The organism is Bacillus fungorum (assembly GCF_002746455.1).
Taxonomy (GTDB): domain Bacteria; phylum Bacillota; class Bacilli; order Bacillales; family Bacillaceae_G; genus Bacillus_A; species Bacillus_A fungorum.
Genome location: NZ_NWUW01000004.1, coordinates 78,544 through 96,200 on the forward strand (window position 1 = coordinate 78,544; position 17,657 = coordinate 96,200).

The following is a 17,657-nucleotide window of genomic DNA, read 5'->3' on the forward strand; positions in this document are numbered from 1 at the left end:
ATGAAGCAGATTTTGTTCATGGATACGACGCTACGTGATGGCGAACAATCACCAGGAGTGAATTTAAATGAACAAGAGAAATTGCAAATTGCAAGGCAATTAGAGAGACTAGGGATTCATGTCATGGAAGCTGGATTTGCAGCAGCTTCCGAAGGTGATTTTCAATCGGTAAAACGAATTGCGAATACAATTCAAAATGCTACAGTTATGAGTTTAGCTAGAGCGAAAGAAAGTGATATTCGAAGAGCGTATGAAGCTGTGAAAGGTGCGGTATCTCCTCGTTTACACGTATTTTTAGCTACGAGTGATATTCATATGAAGTATAAACTTTGTATGTCAAAAGAAGATGTATTAGATAGTATTTACCGCTCGGTTACACTTGGGAAGGCGTTATTTCCGACAGTACAATTTTCTGCAGAAGATGCGACAAGAACATCAAGAGATTTTTTAGCTGAAGCAGTAGAAGTTGCGATTCGTGCAGGAGCGAATGTAATTAATATTCCAGATACAGTTGGATATACGAATCCAGAAGAATATTATTCTCTTTTTAAGTACTTACAAGAATCCGTTCCTTCATATGAAAAAGCAATTTTCTCTTGTCATTGTCACGATGATCTTGGGATGGCTGTAGCAAATTCGTTAGCTGCAGTTGAAGGGGGAGCATTGCAAGTAGAGGGAACAATTAATGGAATTGGAGAAAGAGCAGGGAATGCGGCATTAGAAGAAGTCGCAGTTGCTCTTCATATTAGAAAAGATTTCTATAAAGCAGAGCCTTCTATGACGCTAAAAGAAATTAAAGCGACAAGTACATTAGTAAGTAGATTAACAGGTATGGTTGTACCGAAAAATAAAGCGATCGTGGGAGCGAATGCATTCGCTCATGAATCAGGAATTCATCAAGATGGTGTATTAAAAGAAGTGACAACATATGAAATTATTGAACCAGCGCTAGTAGGCGAATCTCAAAACCTATTTGTACTTGGAAAACATTCTGGACGTCACGCGTTTACAGAAAAAATGAAAGAGCTTGGCTATGAATTTACAACGGAAGAACGAGATGCGGTGTTTGAAGCGTTTAAAAAATTAGCTGATCGTAAGAAGGAAATTACGGAGGAGGATTTACGAGCACTTATGCTTGGTGAAGCAGCATTTGCGGCTCAGCAATATAACATTACGCAATTGCAAGTACATTTCGTATCAAATAGTACACAATGCGCGACAGTTGTACTAAAAGATGAGGAAGGAAATGTATTCGAAGATGCAGCTACTGGATCTGGTAGTATTGAAGCGATTTATAATGCAATTCAAAGGATTTTAGGATTAGAATGTGAACTAGCAGATTATCGCATACAATCTATTACACAAGGTCAAGATGCACTGGCTCATGTTCATGTTGAATTAAAAGAAGGAACACATCAAGTATCAGGTTTTGGTGTTGCACAAGACGTATTGGAAGCGTCGGCAAGAGCATATGTCCACGCAGCGGGGAAATTGAAATCTTTTATCCAGCTTGTGAAATAAGTGTTTGATAGGTGAGAGGAGCTGTTCTCACCTATCAAATTTAAGTTCTGAAAATTCAGTTAAAAGGAGTGTTGAAATTGAAAAAACGTATCGTTTGTTTAGCTGGTGATGGTGTTGGTCCAGAAGTTATGGAAAGTGCGAAGGAAGTATTGCATATGGTAGAAAGGCTATATGGACATCATTTTCATTTGCAAGATGAACAATTTGGTGGTGTTGCTATTGATTTAAACGGGCAACCATTACCACAACGAACGCTTGCCGCCTGTTTAGCAAGTGATGCGGTTTTACTAGGAGCAGTTGGTGGGCCAAGGTGGGATGGTGCGAAAGAAAGACCAGAGAAAGGATTATTAGCTTTAAGAAAAGGACTTGGTGTATTTGCGAACGTTCGCCCTGTCACGGTAGAAAGCGCAACGGCACATTTATCGCCATTAAAAAAGGCTGATGAAATTGATTTCGTTGTCGTTCGTGAATTAACAGGCGGGATTTATTTTTCTTATCCGAAAGAACGAACGGACGAAGTAGCAACAGATACACTTACGTATCATCGTCATGAAATTGAACGTATCGTTTCTTATGCCTTCCAATTAGCGAGTAAGCGGAAGAAAAAAGTAACATCTATTGATAAGGCGAATGTTTTAGAATCTAGTAAACTATGGAGAACTGTGACAGAAGAAGTAGCACTTCGTTATCCAGGTGTTGAACTAGAACATATTTTAGTAGATGCAGCTGCTATGGAGTTAATTCGGAATCCAGGACGGTTTGATGTAATTGTAACGGAAAATTTATTTGGGGATATTTTGAGTGACGAGGCTTCAGTATTAGCTGGATCATTAGGAATGCTTCCATCAGCAAGTCACGCGGAAAAGGGCCCTTCATTATACGAGCCTATTCACGGATCAGCACCGGATATTGCTGGGAAAAATAAAGCGAATCCAATTGCAATGATGCGCTCTGTTGCAATGATGCTTGGGCAATCATTCGGGTTAACGAGAGAAGGGAATGCAATTGAATCGGCGATATCTGCAGTTCTTAAATTAGGAAAATGTACAGCAGATATTGGAGGAGATGAGACGACAACTTCATTTACGAGAGCGGTTGTACAAGAAATGGAAGAGCAAGCGTTAGTAGGGAGAGGAAGATAATGGGGAAAAGGTTGCTAGATAAACTTTGGGAAAGACACATAGTTACGACAAATGAAAATGGATTGGATTTATTATATATCGATTTGCATCTTGTTCACGAAGTAACGTCACCGCAAGCCTTTGAAGGCTTGCGGCTTACAAGTCGAACAGTCCGTAGACCAGATCTAACATTTGCAACGATGGATCATAATATTCCGACGAAAGATGTTTGGAATATTACTGATCGCATTGCAAAGCAGCAACTAGATACACTTCGGGAAAATTGTAAACAATTTCAGGTGCCATTAGCGGATATAGGGGATGAAGAGCAAGGGATCGTTCATGTTATCGGACCAGAACTTGGGCTCACGCAGCCAGGAAAAACAATTGTTTGTGGTGATAGTCATACAGCGACGCACGGTGCGTTTGGCGCGCTAGCATTTGGCATTGGTACAAGTGAAGTGGAACATGTATTGGCAACGCAGACGCTGTGGCAACGAAAGCCGAAAGCGATGGGCATTGAGTTAAAGGGAAAATTACAGAAAGGTGTTTACGCAAAAGATATTATTTTGCATCTCCTTTCAAAGTACGGTGTAGCAGTTGGAACTGGATACGTAATGGAATTTTACGGAGAGATGATTGGGGCTATGGAGATGGAAGAGAGAATGACGCTTTGTAATATGGCAATTGAAGGAGGAGCAAAAGCGGGGATTATCGCGCCAGATGAAAAAACATTTGCTTATGTAAAAGGACGTAAATATGCACCGAAAGACTATGAAATTTTCGAGAAAAAATGGTCTGAACTTTATACAGATTCAGATGCAATTTATGATTTACATATTTCGATAGATGTTACGGATTTAGCACCGTACGTTACGTGGGGAACAAATCCAAGTATGGGTGTTCGTATTGATGAAAAGTTGCCGGAAACACAGGATGGAAACGATGAGAGAGCATTTTTATATATGGGATTAAGCCCTGGACAAAGCACTTATGAAATTCCAGTTAAGCATGTCTTTATCGGATCTTGTACAAATTCTCGATTATCTGATTTGGAAATTGCTGCAGCTGTTGTGAAAGGGAGAAAGGTAAAAGAAGGTGTGCGAGCACTCGTTGTGCCTGGATCGAAAAGAGTAAGAGAAGCTGCGATGCAAAAAGGACTACATCACATATTTGAAGAAGCTGGATTTGAATGGAGAGAACCTGGATGTTCCATGTGTCTTGGAATGAATCCAGATCAAGTACCTGAAGGAGAGCATTGTGCTTCAACTTCAAATCGTAATTTTGAAGGAAGACAAGGAAAAGGAGCACGAACACATTTAGTTAGCCCAGCAATGGCTGCTGCAGCTGCGTTATATGGTCATTTTGTTGATACTAGAAAGGAGAGCTATGATGGAGCCATTTCGTATTCATAAAGGTACTGCCGCAGTACTGATGAATGATAACATTGATACAGATCAAATTATTCCGAAACAATACTTAAAGAGAATTGAAAGGACGGGATTTGGAAAATATTTATTCGATGAATGGCGGTATGATAATAACCGCCATGAAAACCCTAATTTTCCGCTGAATGCACAAGAAAGAAAAGGTGCAAGTATATTAATTACAGGTGATAATTTTGGATGTGGTTCTTCAAGGGAACATGCTCCGTGGGCGCTTGCTGATTATGGTTTCCGCGTTATTATCGCCGGAGGGTTTGCAGATATTTTTTATATGAATTGTATGAAAAATGGTATGTTACCAATTGTAATGGATAAAGAAATGCGAGAAAAACTTGCCAAAACGGATGCGAGAGAACAAATAGAAGTAGATTTAGAGAATGAAGTAATTACAACGAGTACGCACAGGTTTCATTTTACAATCGAAAAAATGTGGAAAGAGAAATTATTAAATGGTTTAGATGAAATTAGTATTACGATGCAATATGAACAAGAAATAAAAGAGTATGAAAGAAAGGTAGCTGTGTATTAAGAGATAACGGAATATTTAAAATGTATTTACATTCAGAATTAAGTATTATATACTATGTAAAAATCAGAGGAGAAAGGGAGTAAGTATTATGAATATCGTGCAATCTATTAAAATGCTTACACAACTACATCATCATACATAATGCCCTTGAACCTAGCGTGAAAACGTGTGTAGGTGCAAGGGTTATTCCCGTTGTACCTACACTCTACTAAAGAGCCTTGTAGGTATATTTTATCTACAAGGCTCTTTTTATTTTCGGTTTAGGCGCATGAATTTGGCATACATTAGAAAGGGAAAGGTGTGAGAATTTAGATGACAAAATGGAAACGGGCAAATCCGAATGGAACGAGAGATTATTTATTCGAAGAATGTACGTTAATTGAGGAAGTGGAGCAAAAATTAAGGCGCACTTTTTTAGAGCGAGGTTATGAAGAAATAAGGACACCGACAATAGAATTTTATGATGTTTTTGCCTTCCAAAGCAGGCCGATAGATGAGGAAAAGATGTATAAATTTTTTGATGAAAAGGGACGGATTATTGTGTTACGTCCAGATATGACAATTCCTTTAGCGAGAGTGATGGGAACGCAGAGATTTGATATGCCACTTAAAGTGACGTATAGCGGGAATGTATTTCGAGCGAATGAGTCCCTTACTGGAAAATATAATGAAATTGTACAAAGTGGGATTGAAATTATCGGGATTGATAACGTAAGAGCTGAAATTGAATGCGTCATAAGCGTTATTCAATCACTTCAAAAGTTGAAGGTACAATCTTTTACAATAGAGATTGGGCAAGTGCAGTTGTATAAATGTATTGTCAAAAAGCTCTCCATTCATGAGGAAGAAGAGAAAGTTCTTAGAACATATATTGAAAGTAAAAATTATGCCGCTCTATCAAATTTTATTAGAGAAAAGAAATTAGAGCGATGTGATGAAACAGTAAGGTTACTGGAGAAATTACCAAGGTTGTTTGGGAATTTAGAAGTGATTGAGGAAGCAGAAAAACTCGCCTCAAGTAATGAAATGAAAATGGCTATTGCAAGAGTGAAAGAAATATATGAAGCAATTGAAAAATTAGGCTATGGATCTTATATATCAATTGATTTAGGAATGATTCAACATTTGGACTATTATACAGGTGTTATTTTCAAAGGGTATATATATGAAATTGGAGAAGAAATTGTTAGTGGCGGAAGATATGATGAGTTAATTGGGAATTTTGGAGAAATGTTGCCGGCTGTTGGACTCGCGGTGCAAGTTAATCAAATTGTGAAGGCGCTGCAGGAGCAGCAAGAGCCATATGAACGAAAGAGAATAGATATTATGATTCATTATGAGTTAAATAGATTAGCAGAAGCGGAACGATTACGAAATTTACTTCAAAAGGACGGGAAAAAAGTAGAGCTATCTTTATTCTCTAATTTAAATGACACCTTTCAATTTGCAAGAAAAAATCAAATAGTAACGGTTGTTGAGGCAAAGAATGAATCATTAGTGGAATATGTATGGAACAAGAAATGGGTAGTCCAGAAAGAAGGAGAAACTTCATGCGTAACATTCAAATTGCGTTAACGAAAGGGAGATTAGAAAAACATGTGATTCCACTCTTTGAGCAGATTGGAATTGATTGTTCAGAGCTCAAAAATAAAGGAAGAAAGCTTGTCTTTCAAAGTAAAAATACAAATATCTCATTTATTTTAGTAAAAGCAGTAGATGTTGCTACTTATGTAGAACATGGAGTAGCTGATATGGGGGTCGTTGGAAAAGATATTTTAATGGAGAACGAGAAAGATATTTATGAAATGTTGGATTTAGGAGTAGGCGTGTGTAAGGTTTGTGTTGCTTCTATTCCTACGTATAACCCGAAGAGCTACCGGAAGAAACGTATTGCGACGAAATATCCGCATATTACTTCTAGCTATTTTCATGATAAAGGAGAGGATGTAGAAATTATTAAAATAGAAGGTTCTGTAGAAATCGCTCCTATTCTTGGATTGGCAGATGCGATTGTTGATATTGTTGAAACAGGAAAAACATTACAAGAAAATGGACTCATTGTATTTGAGGAAATGTGTTCTATATCTGCTCGAATGATTGTAAATAAGGCTGCATTAAAAACTAAAAAAGACGAAATATTCAGTATTATAAATATGATGGAGCAAGAAATTTTGTCTGGAAAATAGGGGGGCTTGTAATGGAGATAGTTTGTGAAGATTTTCAAAAGGCATTATCGAAAATAAAATTGCTACGAGAAAACGCTAATATAATAGAAGAAACTGTTCAAAGAAGTGTAAGAGAAATCGTTCAAAATGTGAGGGAGAGTAGGGATGAGGCCCTATCTTTTTATACAAACAAGTTTGATGGTGTGGAAATTAAAGAGTTTCGTGTAAGTGAAGAAGAAATAAAACAAGCGAGTACGTTTGTAGAAAATTCATTTTTAGAAGCGTTACAAGAGGCGAAAAAAAACATTATTTCGTATCACGAAAAGCAAAAAAGGCAATCCATATTCGATTGCGCGAGTAAAGGCATCATTAGAGGACAAATCATTCGGCCGTTAGAAAATGTAGGGGTATATGTGCCAGGCGGAACTGCTTCGTATCCTTCGTCAGTATTAATGAATGTATTGCCAGCAAAACTCGCTGGTGTGAAAAAGATTGTAATGGTAACACCGCCAAGAGAAGGAGGAATTGATCCACATATTTTAGTTGCTGCAAGCCTTGCGGGAGTAGATGAAATTTATACGATAGGTGGCGCGCAAGCAATTGCTGCTTTAGCATACGGGACGGAATCGATTCCGAAAGTGGATAAAATAGTTGGACCTGGAAATTTGTATGTCGCCCTGGCGAAACGAGAAGTATACGGAATAGTAAATATCGATATGATTGCTGGACCATCAGAAATTGTAGTTATTGCTGATGAAACCGGCAATGCAAAATATATTGCTGCTGATTTATTATCACAAGCAGAACATGACGAGAGAGCAACAGCAATTTGTATTACAACGAATATAGAGTTAGCAAAAAAAGTAGAAAAAGAGATAGAAAGACAGTTAGCAACATTACCAAGAAGCGAAATTGCCCGTGAATCGATAAATAGAAATGGAGCTATTTTTATCGTTCCTTCTTTAGATGAGGCACTCCAATTATCGAATGAAATCGCCCCGGAACATTTGGAGTTACATATAAAAGAACCGATGAATGCTCTAGCTTATGTGAAACATGCAGGATCTATCTTTCTTGGACCATATGCACCGGAACCGCTCGGTGATTATTTGGCGGGACCGAATCATGTATTACCGACAAGTGGAACGGCAAGGTTTTTCTCACCATTATCAGTCGATGATTTCGTGAAAAAATCAAGCTTTTTGTCTTATACGGAGGAAGCGTTAAGAGATGTACGACATCATATTGTAGAACTTGCCAATAAAGAAGGACTACATGCGCATGCGAGAGCAATTCAAATAAGATTTGAGGAGGAAGAATAATGCGTGAGTCCAGTCAAATACGTGAGACGACAGAAACAAAAATAAAATTAAGTTTGCAGCTTGATGAAGACAAGAACGTTTCTGTACAAACGGGAGTTGGATTTTTTGACCACATGCTAACTTTATTTGCAAGGCATGGAAGATTCGGTTTGCAAGTGGAGGCGGAAGGTGATGTATTCGTTGATGCGCATCATACAATTGAAGATGTTGGAATTGTACTCGGAAATTGTTTGAAAGAAGCATTGCAAAATAAAGAGGGTATTAACCGCTATGGTTCTGCATATGTACCAATGGATGAATCTTTAGGCTTTGTCGCAATTGATATTAGCGGGCGCTCATATATTGTATTTCAAGGAGAATTAACGAATCCGAAGCTTGGGGATTTTGATACAGAACTAACAGAAGAATTTTTTAGAGCAGTTGCTCATGCTGCCAATATTACATTACATGCTCGCATTTTATACGGAAGCAATACACATCACAAAATTGAAGCGTTATTTAAAGCGTTTGGTAGAGCGCTTAGAGAAGCAGTCGAAAGAAATGCCAACATTACTGGTGTAAATTCAACGAAAGGGATGTTGTAATTGATTGCCATTATAGATTATGGAATGGGAAATATTCATAGTGTAGAGCAAGCATTAAAATATATTGGGGCAGAGTACATCGTAACGAGTGATAAAGAAGAGATTTTTAGAAGTGATGGAGTGATTTTACCAGGAGTAGGTGCATTTCCTAAAGCAATGGATATATTGGAAGAGAAAGATTTAGTGCGTGTGTTACAAGAGGTCGGGAGTTCAGGGAAACCGCTTCTAGGCATTTGCTTAGGAATGCAGCTTTTATTTGAAAAAAGTGAGGAACTAAAAGACTGTAAAGGGTTGAATTTATTGCCAGGTGTTATTCGAAAGTTAAAAGTTCCTTATAAAATACCACATATGGGATGGAATGAGTTAGAGAAAGAGGGAGAAATAGCACTTTGGAATGGGGTAGAGGACGGTTCTTTCGTATATTATGTCCACTCTTATTACGCAGATTGTCCAAATGACATTGTGTATGGAATAAGTGAATATGGAGTGAAAGTACCTGGTTTTGTAGCAAAAGGAAGTATATACGGTGCGCAGTTTCATCCTGAAAAAAGTGGTGACATTGGAATGCAAATGTTGAAAAATTTCAAAGGAGTGGTAGAAACATGGAAATCTTCCCAGCTATCGATTTAAAAGAAGGGCGATGCGTTAGACTTTATCAAGGAGAGTTTAGTAAAGAAACAGTAATGAATGAAGATCCGGTTGCGCAAGCGATTGTATTTGAAAAATTTGGAGCGAAAACACTACACATTGTTGATTTAGATGGTGCAATTGCTGGCGAGTCGTTAAACTTGTCCGTCATTGAAAAAATTTGCAAGGCAGTACGTATTTCTGTGCAAGTTGGAGGAGGAATTCGATCACTTGTAGCGATAGAGAAGCTATTGTCAATAGGTGTAGATAAAGTGATTTTAGGAACAGCTGCTCTTTATGATAAGGCGTTTTTAGAAGAAGCAGTTCGTCTATATAAAGAAAAAATCATTGTTGGAATTGATGCGAAAAATGGTTTCGTAGCAACGAGAGGCTGGCTTGATGTGTCTGAAATTTCTTACATTGATTTAGCGAAGCAAATGGAGAATGTAGGTGTTCAAACGATTGTGTTTACAGACATTTCGAAAGACGGGACACTTACAGGACCGAATATAGAGCAATTGGAGTTACTACAAAAAAGCGTAGGTCTTCGTCTCGTTGCTTCTGGAGGAGTGGCATCTATTCAAGATGTGAAAAAATTAAATGCTATGAATATATACGGCGTCATAATTGGTAAGGCACTTTACGAGAAAACGATTGATTTAGAAGAAGTGCTACAGGTAACAAAGTTATGTTAGCGAAACGCATTATTCCATGTCTAGATGTGAAAGAAGGGCGAGTCGTAAAGGGTGTAAATTTTATAGGGTTACAAGATGTTGGTGATCCTGTTGAAATAGCAGCTTTATATAATGATGCGGGAGCAGATGAAATTGTATTTTTAGATATTACGGCAACGCATGAAGGACGAAAAACGATTATAGATGTTGTAGAAAAAACGGCTTCAAAAGTATTTATTCCTCTTACAGTTGGCGGAGGAATTTCAAGTGTTAAAGATATGTACAATTTACTAAGAGCCGGAGCAGATAAAGTTTCAATTAACTCAGCAGCAGTGCGAAATCCAAAATTAATCGAAGAAGGGGCAGAACACTTTGGCTCACAATGTATTGTCGTAGCAATTGATGCTAGAAAAGTAGCAGTAGGTAAGTGGAATGTATATGTGAACGGCGGAAGAGTTGATACGGGAATGGATGCAATCAGGTGGGCAAAGCGCGTTACAGAGCTAGGCGCAGGCGAAATTTTATTAACGAGTATGGATGCAGATGGAACGAAAAACGGATATGACCTTCGTTTAACAGAAGAAATTTCAAAAAGTGTTTCCGTACCAGTCATCGCGTCAGGCGGATGTGGTCATGCTGATCACATTATAGAAGTTTTTCAAAAAACAACAGTTGATGCAGCGTTAGCGGCATCAATCTTTCATTACGGTGAGGCGACAATGCAGGACGTAAAGAGAAAATTAAGAAATGCAAACGTCGAGGTGCGGTTATGAAACCTAACTTTTCAAAAGGACTATTACCAGCAGTTGTAATTGAAGAAGGTACAAAAGAAGTTTTAATGCTAGCTTATATGAATGAAGAAGCATATAAAAAAACGCTAGAAACGAAAAGAACATGGTTTTATTCTCGTTCAAGAAGGTCGTTATGGAATAAAGGCGAAACATCAGGTAATGTCCAACATGTGCAATCTCTTTATTTAGATTGTGATCAAGATTCAATCGTTGTTGTCGTAAAGCAAGTGGGACCTGCTTGCCATACGGGAGAAAAAACGTGTTTTCATTACAAAATTATATAGGGGGATACATATGGAAAATGCCTTTAAATTACTATTTGAAACAATTGAAGAACGAAAGAGAAATCCACTTCCTGAATCATATACAAATTACTTGTTTTTAAAAGGAGAAGATAAAATTTTAAAGAAAATTGGTGAGGAATGTTCCGAAGTAATTATCGCATCTAAAAATAATGATAAAGAAGAGCTAGTGAAAGAAATGGTTGATGTATTGTATCACTGCTTCGTGTTATTAGTCGAAAAAAATATACCATTAGAAGATATTATGGAGGAAGTGACAGAAAGAAATGGGAAGCTCTCGAGAGTAGGGGACAGAAGAGAAATAGATACATTATAGGGGGAATATGAATGAAAGTGGATTATCACCTTCATTTAGAAGAAGGGCCGTATTCAATAAGTTGGCTTGCTAAAATAAATGAAGCACTACAACATTATGAACCGCTTAAAGAAGAAAAACATTCTATGGAATGGCTTATAAAAACGCAAGAACGCTTGCAAAAACGTGTGAAGGAAGGGCCGTTTAGGAAGCAGTGGATTGATTTATATTTAGAAGAAGCACTGCGAAAAGGTATAAAAGAAGTTGGTATTGTCGATCATTTATACCGTTTTTATGAAGCAAAAGAATATTATGAAAGATATGTCGATATCAGTGATTCCAAGTTGGGACGTTTACAGAAGGAATGGTTAGATCAAGTAAGGGTAGCGTCACTACATGATTTTACAAAGGCAATTGAAGAGGCGAAAGAACGCTGGAGTAAAAAAGGTGTTACGCTTAAACTTGGAATTGAAGCAGATTATTTTATTGGTGGTGAACAAGAATTACAATCTTTACTCGCATTAGGAGATTTTGATTATGTAATTGGTTCTGTTCATTTTTTAAATGGCTGGGGATTTGATAATCCAGATACGAAAGAATATTTTAAGGAACATGACTTATATGCTTTATATGATACGTTTTTCAAAACGGTTGAGTGTGCAGTTCGTTCTGAGTTATTTGATATTATTGCTCATCTTGACAACATAAAAGTATTTAATTATCGGTTAGATGAGAATGAACAACTTTCTTATTATAAGGAAATTGCGCGTGCATTAGTAGAAACAAATACGGCAACGGAAATAAATGCAGGATTGTACTATCGCTATCCTGTGCGCGAAATGTGTCCGAGTCCGCTATATTTACAAGTATTAGCTAAGCATGGCGTTCCGATTACACTCTCTTCAGATGCTCATTATCCAAATGATTTAGGAAAATATGTGGAAGAGAAGATAAAGACGTTACGTAATCATGATATTTCACACTTAGCTACATTTACGAAACGAGTCAGAACGATGAGATTACTAGAAGAAGAAATAACAATTTCAAAATGATCACGATTTTTTGATGAAAACCCTCCTTTTTGTTCAAAATAAGAAAGAATAAAAAGGAGGGTAAGAAATGGCGAAACAACAAAATAAACAAAATGTACAAGGTGCACAGCAACAAGCGTATACTTCTGATACGAATGCTACATCTCAATCAGTGATTGAGGAGCAAATTAGTGATACAGTTGCAGAAGGAACAATTGATGTGAAGCTTGGAAAAGAATCGCAAGAAAAAGCGTAAAAAGAGGGGAGACTTGCATCTCCTCTTTTTTCATGGAAAAGTGTCGATTTTCAAAACTATAATTAAATTCCTTGGTTTTTATAGATGGATTTCTTACAATGAAACATAAGAGATATCTTATTTTCTATAGAAGAGGTGTTAGTAGTGGCAAAAATATTAGTAGCAGGGAAAATTCCAGCAATCGGTTTAGAACTATTAAAGGATCATGATGTAGAAATGTACGATAAAGAGGCGTTAATTTCTTTAGATGAATTAACAGAGCGTGTGAAAGATAAAGATGCATTGTTAAGCCTACTTTCTACAAAAGTAACAAAAGAAGTGATTGATGCAGCACCTAATTTAAAGATTATTGCAAACTACGGTGCTGGTTACGATAATATTGATTACTCGTATGCCGGAGAAAAAGGGATTGCGGTAACGAATACACCGAAAGTATCAACGGAAGCGACAGCAGAATTAACATTTGCCCTTCTTTTAGCAGCTGCACGTAGAATTCCTGAAGGTGATACGTTATGTCGTACAACTGGATTTAATGGATGGGCACCGTTATTTTTCTTAGGCCGCGAAGTACATGGTAAAACAATTGGAATTATTGGCCTTGGAGAAATCGGAAAGGCAGTTGCAAAGCGTGCGAAAGCGTTTGGAATGAACGTTTTATATACAGGACCAAATCGAAAACCTGAAGCTGAAAGTGAATTGGACGCAACATATGTAACATTGGAAGAATTATTACAAACAGCAGACTTTATTACAATTAACTGTGCTTATAATCCGAAATTGCATCATATGATTGATGAAGAACAGTTTAAAATGATGAAGAAAACAGCGTATATTGTAAATGCTTCACGTGGACCAATTATGCATGAAGCGGCACTTGCTCAAGCATTAAAAACGAATGAAATTGAAGGGGCAGCTCTTGACGTGTTTGAATTTGAACCGAAAATTACAGAAGAGCTAAAAGAATTAAAGAATGTAGTACTTGCTCCTCACGTAGGAAATGCAACATTCGAAACTCGTGATGCGATGGCTGAAATGGCAGTAAGAAATATTTTAGCCGTATTAAACGGTGAAGAGCCTGTAACACCTGTAAATCAAAAAGCATTCGTTACAAAATAAAAAGAAACCTTCCGGAATCGGAAGGTTTTTCTTATTTTTCTTTATTTGCTCTTTTAGATGGTCTTTGTCTAAGGAATTGAGATAGCATATACAAAATATATAGTGGAATAGCAATGAATAAGAAAACAGAAAAATTACCGAACCCTGTTTGGTACATTGTGATAATGATTCCGACTAAAAATAGTGTAATAATAATGCTATATCGTGGAATTGGTACATCTTTTAAACTTGGGATACGAATGCGGCTCACCATTAGAAATGCGAACGTTACAAATACTGTAATAAGAACGATTTTTGGAATGGTATGTGAAAATAATGTTAAGAAAGCAACAAGCCCTCCCGCTGCTGTAATCGGTACCCCAGTGAAATATTTCATTGAAGTAGAAGATGGTGTTACATTAAATCGTGCTAAACGATATGCTCCGAAAAGAGGGAATAGTCCCGCTATGTATAGTCCGATGATTCCATAATTAGAGAAAGATGTGTAATACATGAGAACAGCAGGTGCTGCACCAAATGTTACGACATCCGCAAGCGAGTCAAGCTCTTTTCCCATTTGTGAATCAACACGTAATAAACGAGCAACACGCCCATCAAGACTATCTAACATCATCCCGATAAGTACTAAAATAGCAGCTGATTTATAATATCCTAAAGATGCATAGCCGATTGACAAGAATCCACTATATAAATTTCCGAGCGTAAATAAGTTTGGAATAGCTGCTCTATACAAAATCTGATCCCTTGCTTTCTGTAATAAATTCTTAATTAGTGTATGAAAGTTTACTTATTTTATCATACCATAAATTTCTTCCTCATACGAAAAAAATTCCCAATTTGTGAAAGATTTCATGGAAGAATGATTTGAAAAAATAAGTGGAAAAAGAAGCAACTTTTATAAAGTTGCTTCTTGTACTATTCAAATTTCGTTGTCATAGTTCCGGTTTTATACCGATTGTTAGGATCGAAACGTAATAAATCTCCATAAATGAGTTTGTCGGAAAGTTTCAATTCAGTTTTTGCTTTTTCAATATTCGGTTGACATAATGAGATGTCTGCTTCTTCACCTGTATTTCGTTTATAGCACATGTTTTTGGTATACACATAATCTTCCGAAACGAAGCTACCATCACGCATTACCATAAGAGGGTCTTCTTCTTTAATAAATAGGTCAGTTCCAAATTCAACTGATTGATTTGTTTTAATACCAAGTAAATGAAGTAGTGTTGGTTTAATATCAATTTGACCAGACACTTTAGAAATGACTTTTCCTTCTTGACCAGGTACATGAATAATGAGAGGGACGCGTTGTAATTGCATAGAATCAAACGGCGTAATAGCGTCTTTCCCAAGGAACTGAGCCATAGCAGCGTTATGGTTTTCAGAAATACCGTAATGATCTCCATAAATGACAATAACTGAATTATCATACAGTCCTTCATCTTTTAATTGTTTAATAAATAGTTTAAGAGCTTCATCCGTGTAACGAACAGTTGGGAAGTAACGGTTTACAACACCACTTTCTGAATTAAGCTCATCAACATATTGATCTTCTGGATTTAGAAGAAATGGAAAATGGTTTGTTAAAGTAATGAATTTTGTATAGAACGGCTGTGGTAAAGATTTTAGCTTTGGAATAGATTGTTCAAAGAATTCTTTATCTTTTAACCCCCAACCGACAGACATTTGTTCTGTGCCTACGTAATCATGTAAATTAAAGTAACGATCATATCCAAGTGCAGGATACATTACATCACGATTCCAAAACGTTTTATCGTTTGAATGGAAAACAGCAGAAGAATATCCGTATTTCTTTAATTGTTCTGGTGTAGCTGTATATTCATTTGTTGCGTGAGTAAAGAATACAGAACCGCGGTCTAACGGATAAAGTGAATTTTCAACGATAAATTCAGCATCAGAAGTTTTACCCTGTCCTGTTTGATGATAGAAGTTATCGAAATAAAAACTATCTTTAATAAATTCATTTAAAAATGGAGTAATTTCTTTTCCATTTATTTTTTTATTAATAACAAGACTTTGTGTAGATTCCATTGAAATCAAAATTACATTTTTACCTTTTGCAGCTCCAAATAAGTTCTTATCAACTTGCTTATCTTTTGAGTCTGTATAGTTTTTAATTTCAGAGAACCCGTCCCCACTTGCAAATACACGTTCAGCTGAAGATTTTGATTGAAGTGTAATATCGAATAAATGATATGTGTATAAACCTAAATTTTTCACGACAGTTTGACGGTCAAATGAGCGTGAGAACATTTGTGGTTTATAAATAACGGAAACAACAATTTGTAGTGCTAATAGAGCTGTTACACCGCTAAAGAAAGTTCGCTTCTCAGATCGAGAAAGCGGCGTCTTATCACAAAATGCCGGGAATTTACGTGAAAGAAACATTAAAATAATCGCATCTGCAAATAAAAGTAATGTTTTATACGTAAAGAGTTCTTTTATACTTGTCCCTAAATCAGCCATATTATTTGTTTGAAATAACACTGGGAACGTAACGAAATCGTTATAAAACCCATAAAACATTGCATTTCCAAATAAAATAAATGATAGTATAAAACTAATTCCAACTATAATGCGGTTTCGGTGTTTAGATGCAAATAAAGCAAAACCGAAAAATAAAAGTAACGCAGCTAGTGGATTAATAAAAAGCATAAATTTTTCAAAGAAATTATCAATTTTAATATCAAATGCTAGCTTGTACACAATATATGTTTTTATCCATAATAAAACGACTGCAACAAGTGCAAATCGCAGTTTTGGAAACAGACGTTGTAGCATAATATACTCCTCTCCTAAAAAGCATGACAGTTCTTGTGAGCCGATTTGATTAGCGCCTCATTTTAATATATACGAACAGTCCTTTGTTATTATGTTTATTATACTATGAGTATCATTATACGAAAATAAAAGAGAGTTGTGGACTTTTTTATAATAATTGAGTAGAAAAAGGGTAGTAGGAGACAATAAAACGGAGTTTCTATGTATGATTATTATCGTGCGCAGAAAGAATCGTGTAACAATACGGAGGTTATAATGCGAAAATTATTATATTTTATAGTATGCAGTAGTGTTATACTTTTTGCTTCACCGAGTGTGTCGGTAGCCCAATATGATGCATCTCTTATGGAAGATGCCCTTTATTCTGTTTTATTTCCGAAAATAAATAAAGCAATTGAAAAACAATATGGGAGCTTGAAGCCTTATCAATGCCCTAAAATTATTAGTTTAAAAAAAGTGTATAGTGGTACATATTTATTTCAAGCAAGTATTGAAGTGACGAAGTATGAAAGAGTTGGTGGGAAAATTACTCCGCCATTTGAAAAAGTCACAATAACATTTAATAACGAAGAAGGCGAATGGGAAGTAACAAAGGTAACAGTGAAGCGTTTACCAAATTATACGAAATTAAACTGTAAAAAATAATATAAAAAATTGTTTGACAAATAAAAAGGTCCTTTGGTATTGTTAATAGCAACAATTAGATGTTTGAAAATTAAATAGACTTACCTCATCTACTCTCAAAGGTAGAGGCCGCGATAGGAAAGAGTAAGCTATGGGAGATTTAATGGAATCTGTGATCATAGGTTGAAAGGGACTATTGCCGAAATATAAGAATAACCATCTTATTCATATATTGGGACTGCATTGAATAAATGTAGTACTGTCATAAGATTTATTTTATGGAGAGCTATTTGGAGATGTTGATGCGGTTTCTTATTTTGAGGAGATAACAACTCGTTTATTTTTTCAATATATATTTTTCCTAATAAGAAACGCGTGTGAACATTGTTCCGCGCGTTTTTTGTCTATCTAAAAGCGTGCTGCAATGAATAGAAGTTTGGGGTTATGAGTTT

The 17,657-nt window shown here is 36.4% G+C and carries 19 protein-coding genes and 1 riboswitch; of the genes, 17 read left to right on the plus strand and 2 right to left on the minus strand.

What is annotated here, in order from left to right; genetic code table 11:
* From leuA to CO726_RS07115, 16 genes are all read left to right on the plus strand, one after another.
* A complete protein-coding gene (leuA, locus tag CO726_RS07040) occupies positions 1–1,521 on the plus strand; it encodes a 2-isopropylmalate synthase (RefSeq protein ID WP_099683788.1) in 1,521 nt (506 codons plus the stop codon).
* 77 nt (positions 1,522–1,598) lie between these two features.
* Positions 1,599–2,663: a 3-isopropylmalate dehydrogenase gene (leuB, locus tag CO726_RS07045; RefSeq protein WP_099683789.1), complete on the plus strand. Its 1,065-nt coding sequence runs from the start codon at positions 1,599–1,601 to the stop codon at positions 2,661–2,663.
* On the plus strand, positions 2,663–4,057 hold the full coding sequence (gene leuC, locus CO726_RS07050) for a 3-isopropylmalate dehydratase large subunit (RefSeq protein WP_099683790.1): 1,395 nt from the start codon (positions 2,663–2,665) through the stop codon (positions 4,055–4,057). The genes leuB and leuC overlap by 1 nt, the downstream gene beginning before the upstream one ends.
* The gene (leuD, locus tag CO726_RS07055; RefSeq protein ID WP_099683791.1) at positions 4,035–4,616 is read left to right on the plus strand and encodes a 3-isopropylmalate dehydratase small subunit; all 582 of its coding nucleotides are present in this window, start codon (positions 4,035–4,037) and stop codon (positions 4,614–4,616) included. The genes leuC and leuD overlap by 23 nt, the downstream gene beginning before the upstream one ends.
* A 312-nt stretch (positions 4,617–4,928) precedes the next feature.
* Positions 4,929–6,191, plus strand: a complete 1,263-nt coding sequence (hisZ, locus tag CO726_RS07060; protein ID WP_099683792.1) for an ATP phosphoribosyltransferase regulatory subunit — start codon at positions 4,929–4,931, stop codon at positions 6,189–6,191.
* Positions 6,167–6,802, plus strand: coding sequence for an ATP phosphoribosyltransferase (gene hisG / locus CO726_RS07065; protein ID WP_099683793.1), 636 nt, complete (start codon positions 6,167–6,169; stop codon positions 6,800–6,802). Before hisZ ends, hisG begins: the two co-directional genes overlap by 25 nt.
* Before the next feature lie 11 nt (positions 6,803–6,813).
* On the plus strand, positions 6,814–8,103 hold the full coding sequence (hisD, locus tag CO726_RS07070; RefSeq protein ID WP_098758860.1) for a histidinol dehydrogenase: 1,290 nt from the start codon (positions 6,814–6,816) through the stop codon (positions 8,101–8,103).
* Positions 8,103–8,687 carry an imidazoleglycerol-phosphate dehydratase HisB gene (hisB, locus tag CO726_RS07075; RefSeq protein ID WP_098758861.1) on the plus strand — a complete coding sequence of 195 codons (585 nt, stop codon included), beginning with the start codon at positions 8,103–8,105 and terminating at the stop codon, positions 8,685–8,687. The genes hisD and hisB overlap by 1 nt, the downstream gene beginning before the upstream one ends.
* Positions 8,688–9,317, plus strand: a complete 630-nt coding sequence (gene hisH / locus CO726_RS07080; protein ID WP_098758862.1) for an imidazole glycerol phosphate synthase subunit HisH — start codon at positions 8,688–8,690, stop codon at positions 9,315–9,317.
* On the plus strand, positions 9,290–10,009 hold the full coding sequence (gene hisA, locus CO726_RS07085) for a 1-(5-phosphoribosyl)-5-[(5-phosphoribosylamino)methylideneamino]imidazole-4-carboxamide isomerase (RefSeq protein WP_098758863.1): 720 nt from the start codon (positions 9,290–9,292) through the stop codon (positions 10,007–10,009). The genes hisH and hisA overlap by 28 nt, the downstream gene beginning before the upstream one ends.
* On the plus strand, positions 10,003–10,761 hold the full coding sequence (hisF, locus tag CO726_RS07090) for an imidazoleglycerol phosphate synthase cyclase subunit (protein WP_099683794.1): 759 nt from the start codon (positions 10,003–10,005) through the stop codon (positions 10,759–10,761). Before hisA ends, hisF begins: the two co-directional genes overlap by 7 nt.
* Complete coding sequence (gene hisI, locus CO726_RS07095) at positions 10,758–11,063, plus strand: phosphoribosyl-AMP cyclohydrolase (protein WP_098758865.1); 306 nt, start codon at positions 10,758–10,760, stop codon at positions 11,061–11,063. Before hisF ends, hisI (CO726_RS07095) begins: the two co-directional genes overlap by 4 nt.
* 10 nt (positions 11,064–11,073) lie before the next feature.
* Positions 11,074–11,397, plus strand: coding sequence for a phosphoribosyl-ATP pyrophosphatase (gene hisI / locus CO726_RS07100; protein WP_099683795.1), 324 nt, complete (start codon positions 11,074–11,076; stop codon positions 11,395–11,397).
* A gap of 11 nt (positions 11,398–11,408) precedes the next feature.
* A complete protein-coding gene (locus CO726_RS07105; RefSeq protein WP_099683796.1) occupies positions 11,409–12,428 on the plus strand; it encodes a histidinol phosphate phosphatase domain-containing protein in 1,020 nt (339 codons plus the stop codon).
* Between the two features lie 67 nt (positions 12,429–12,495).
* Positions 12,496–12,663: a YozQ family protein gene (locus CO726_RS07110; RefSeq protein ID WP_033694465.1), complete on the plus strand. Its 168-nt coding sequence runs from the start codon at positions 12,496–12,498 to the stop codon at positions 12,661–12,663.
* A 144-nt stretch (positions 12,664–12,807) separates the two neighbouring features.
* The gene (locus CO726_RS07115) at positions 12,808–13,779 is read left to right on the plus strand and encodes a 2-hydroxyacid dehydrogenase family protein (RefSeq protein ID WP_099683797.1); all 972 of its coding nucleotides are present in this window, start codon (positions 12,808–12,810) and stop codon (positions 13,777–13,779) included.
* 31 nt (positions 13,780–13,810) lie between these two features.
* Here CO726_RS07115 and pssA read toward each other — a convergent pair whose 3' ends face one another.
* Positions 13,811–14,512 carry a CDP-diacylglycerol--serine O-phosphatidyltransferase gene (pssA, locus tag CO726_RS07120; protein ID WP_000285422.1) on the minus strand — a complete coding sequence of 234 codons (702 nt, stop codon included), beginning with the start codon at positions 14,510–14,512 and terminating at the stop codon, positions 13,811–13,813.
* Positions 14,513–14,694: 182 nt separating this feature from the next.
* Positions 14,695–16,581, minus strand: coding sequence for an LTA synthase family protein (locus CO726_RS07125; protein WP_099683798.1), 1,887 nt, complete (start codon positions 16,579–16,581; stop codon positions 14,695–14,697).
* A 255-nt stretch (positions 16,582–16,836) separates the two neighbouring features.
* Here CO726_RS07125 and CO726_RS07130 point away from each other — a divergent pair, with 255 nt between their 5' ends.
* Positions 16,837–17,226, plus strand: a complete 390-nt coding sequence (locus tag CO726_RS07130) for a DUF3888 domain-containing protein (RefSeq protein WP_169513022.1) — start codon at positions 16,837–16,839, stop codon at positions 17,224–17,226.
* Positions 17,227–17,320: 94 nt separating this feature from the next.
* A riboswitch (Lysine riboswitch) is annotated at positions 17,321–17,502 on the plus strand.
* Positions 17,503–17,657 lie beyond the last annotated feature (155 nt).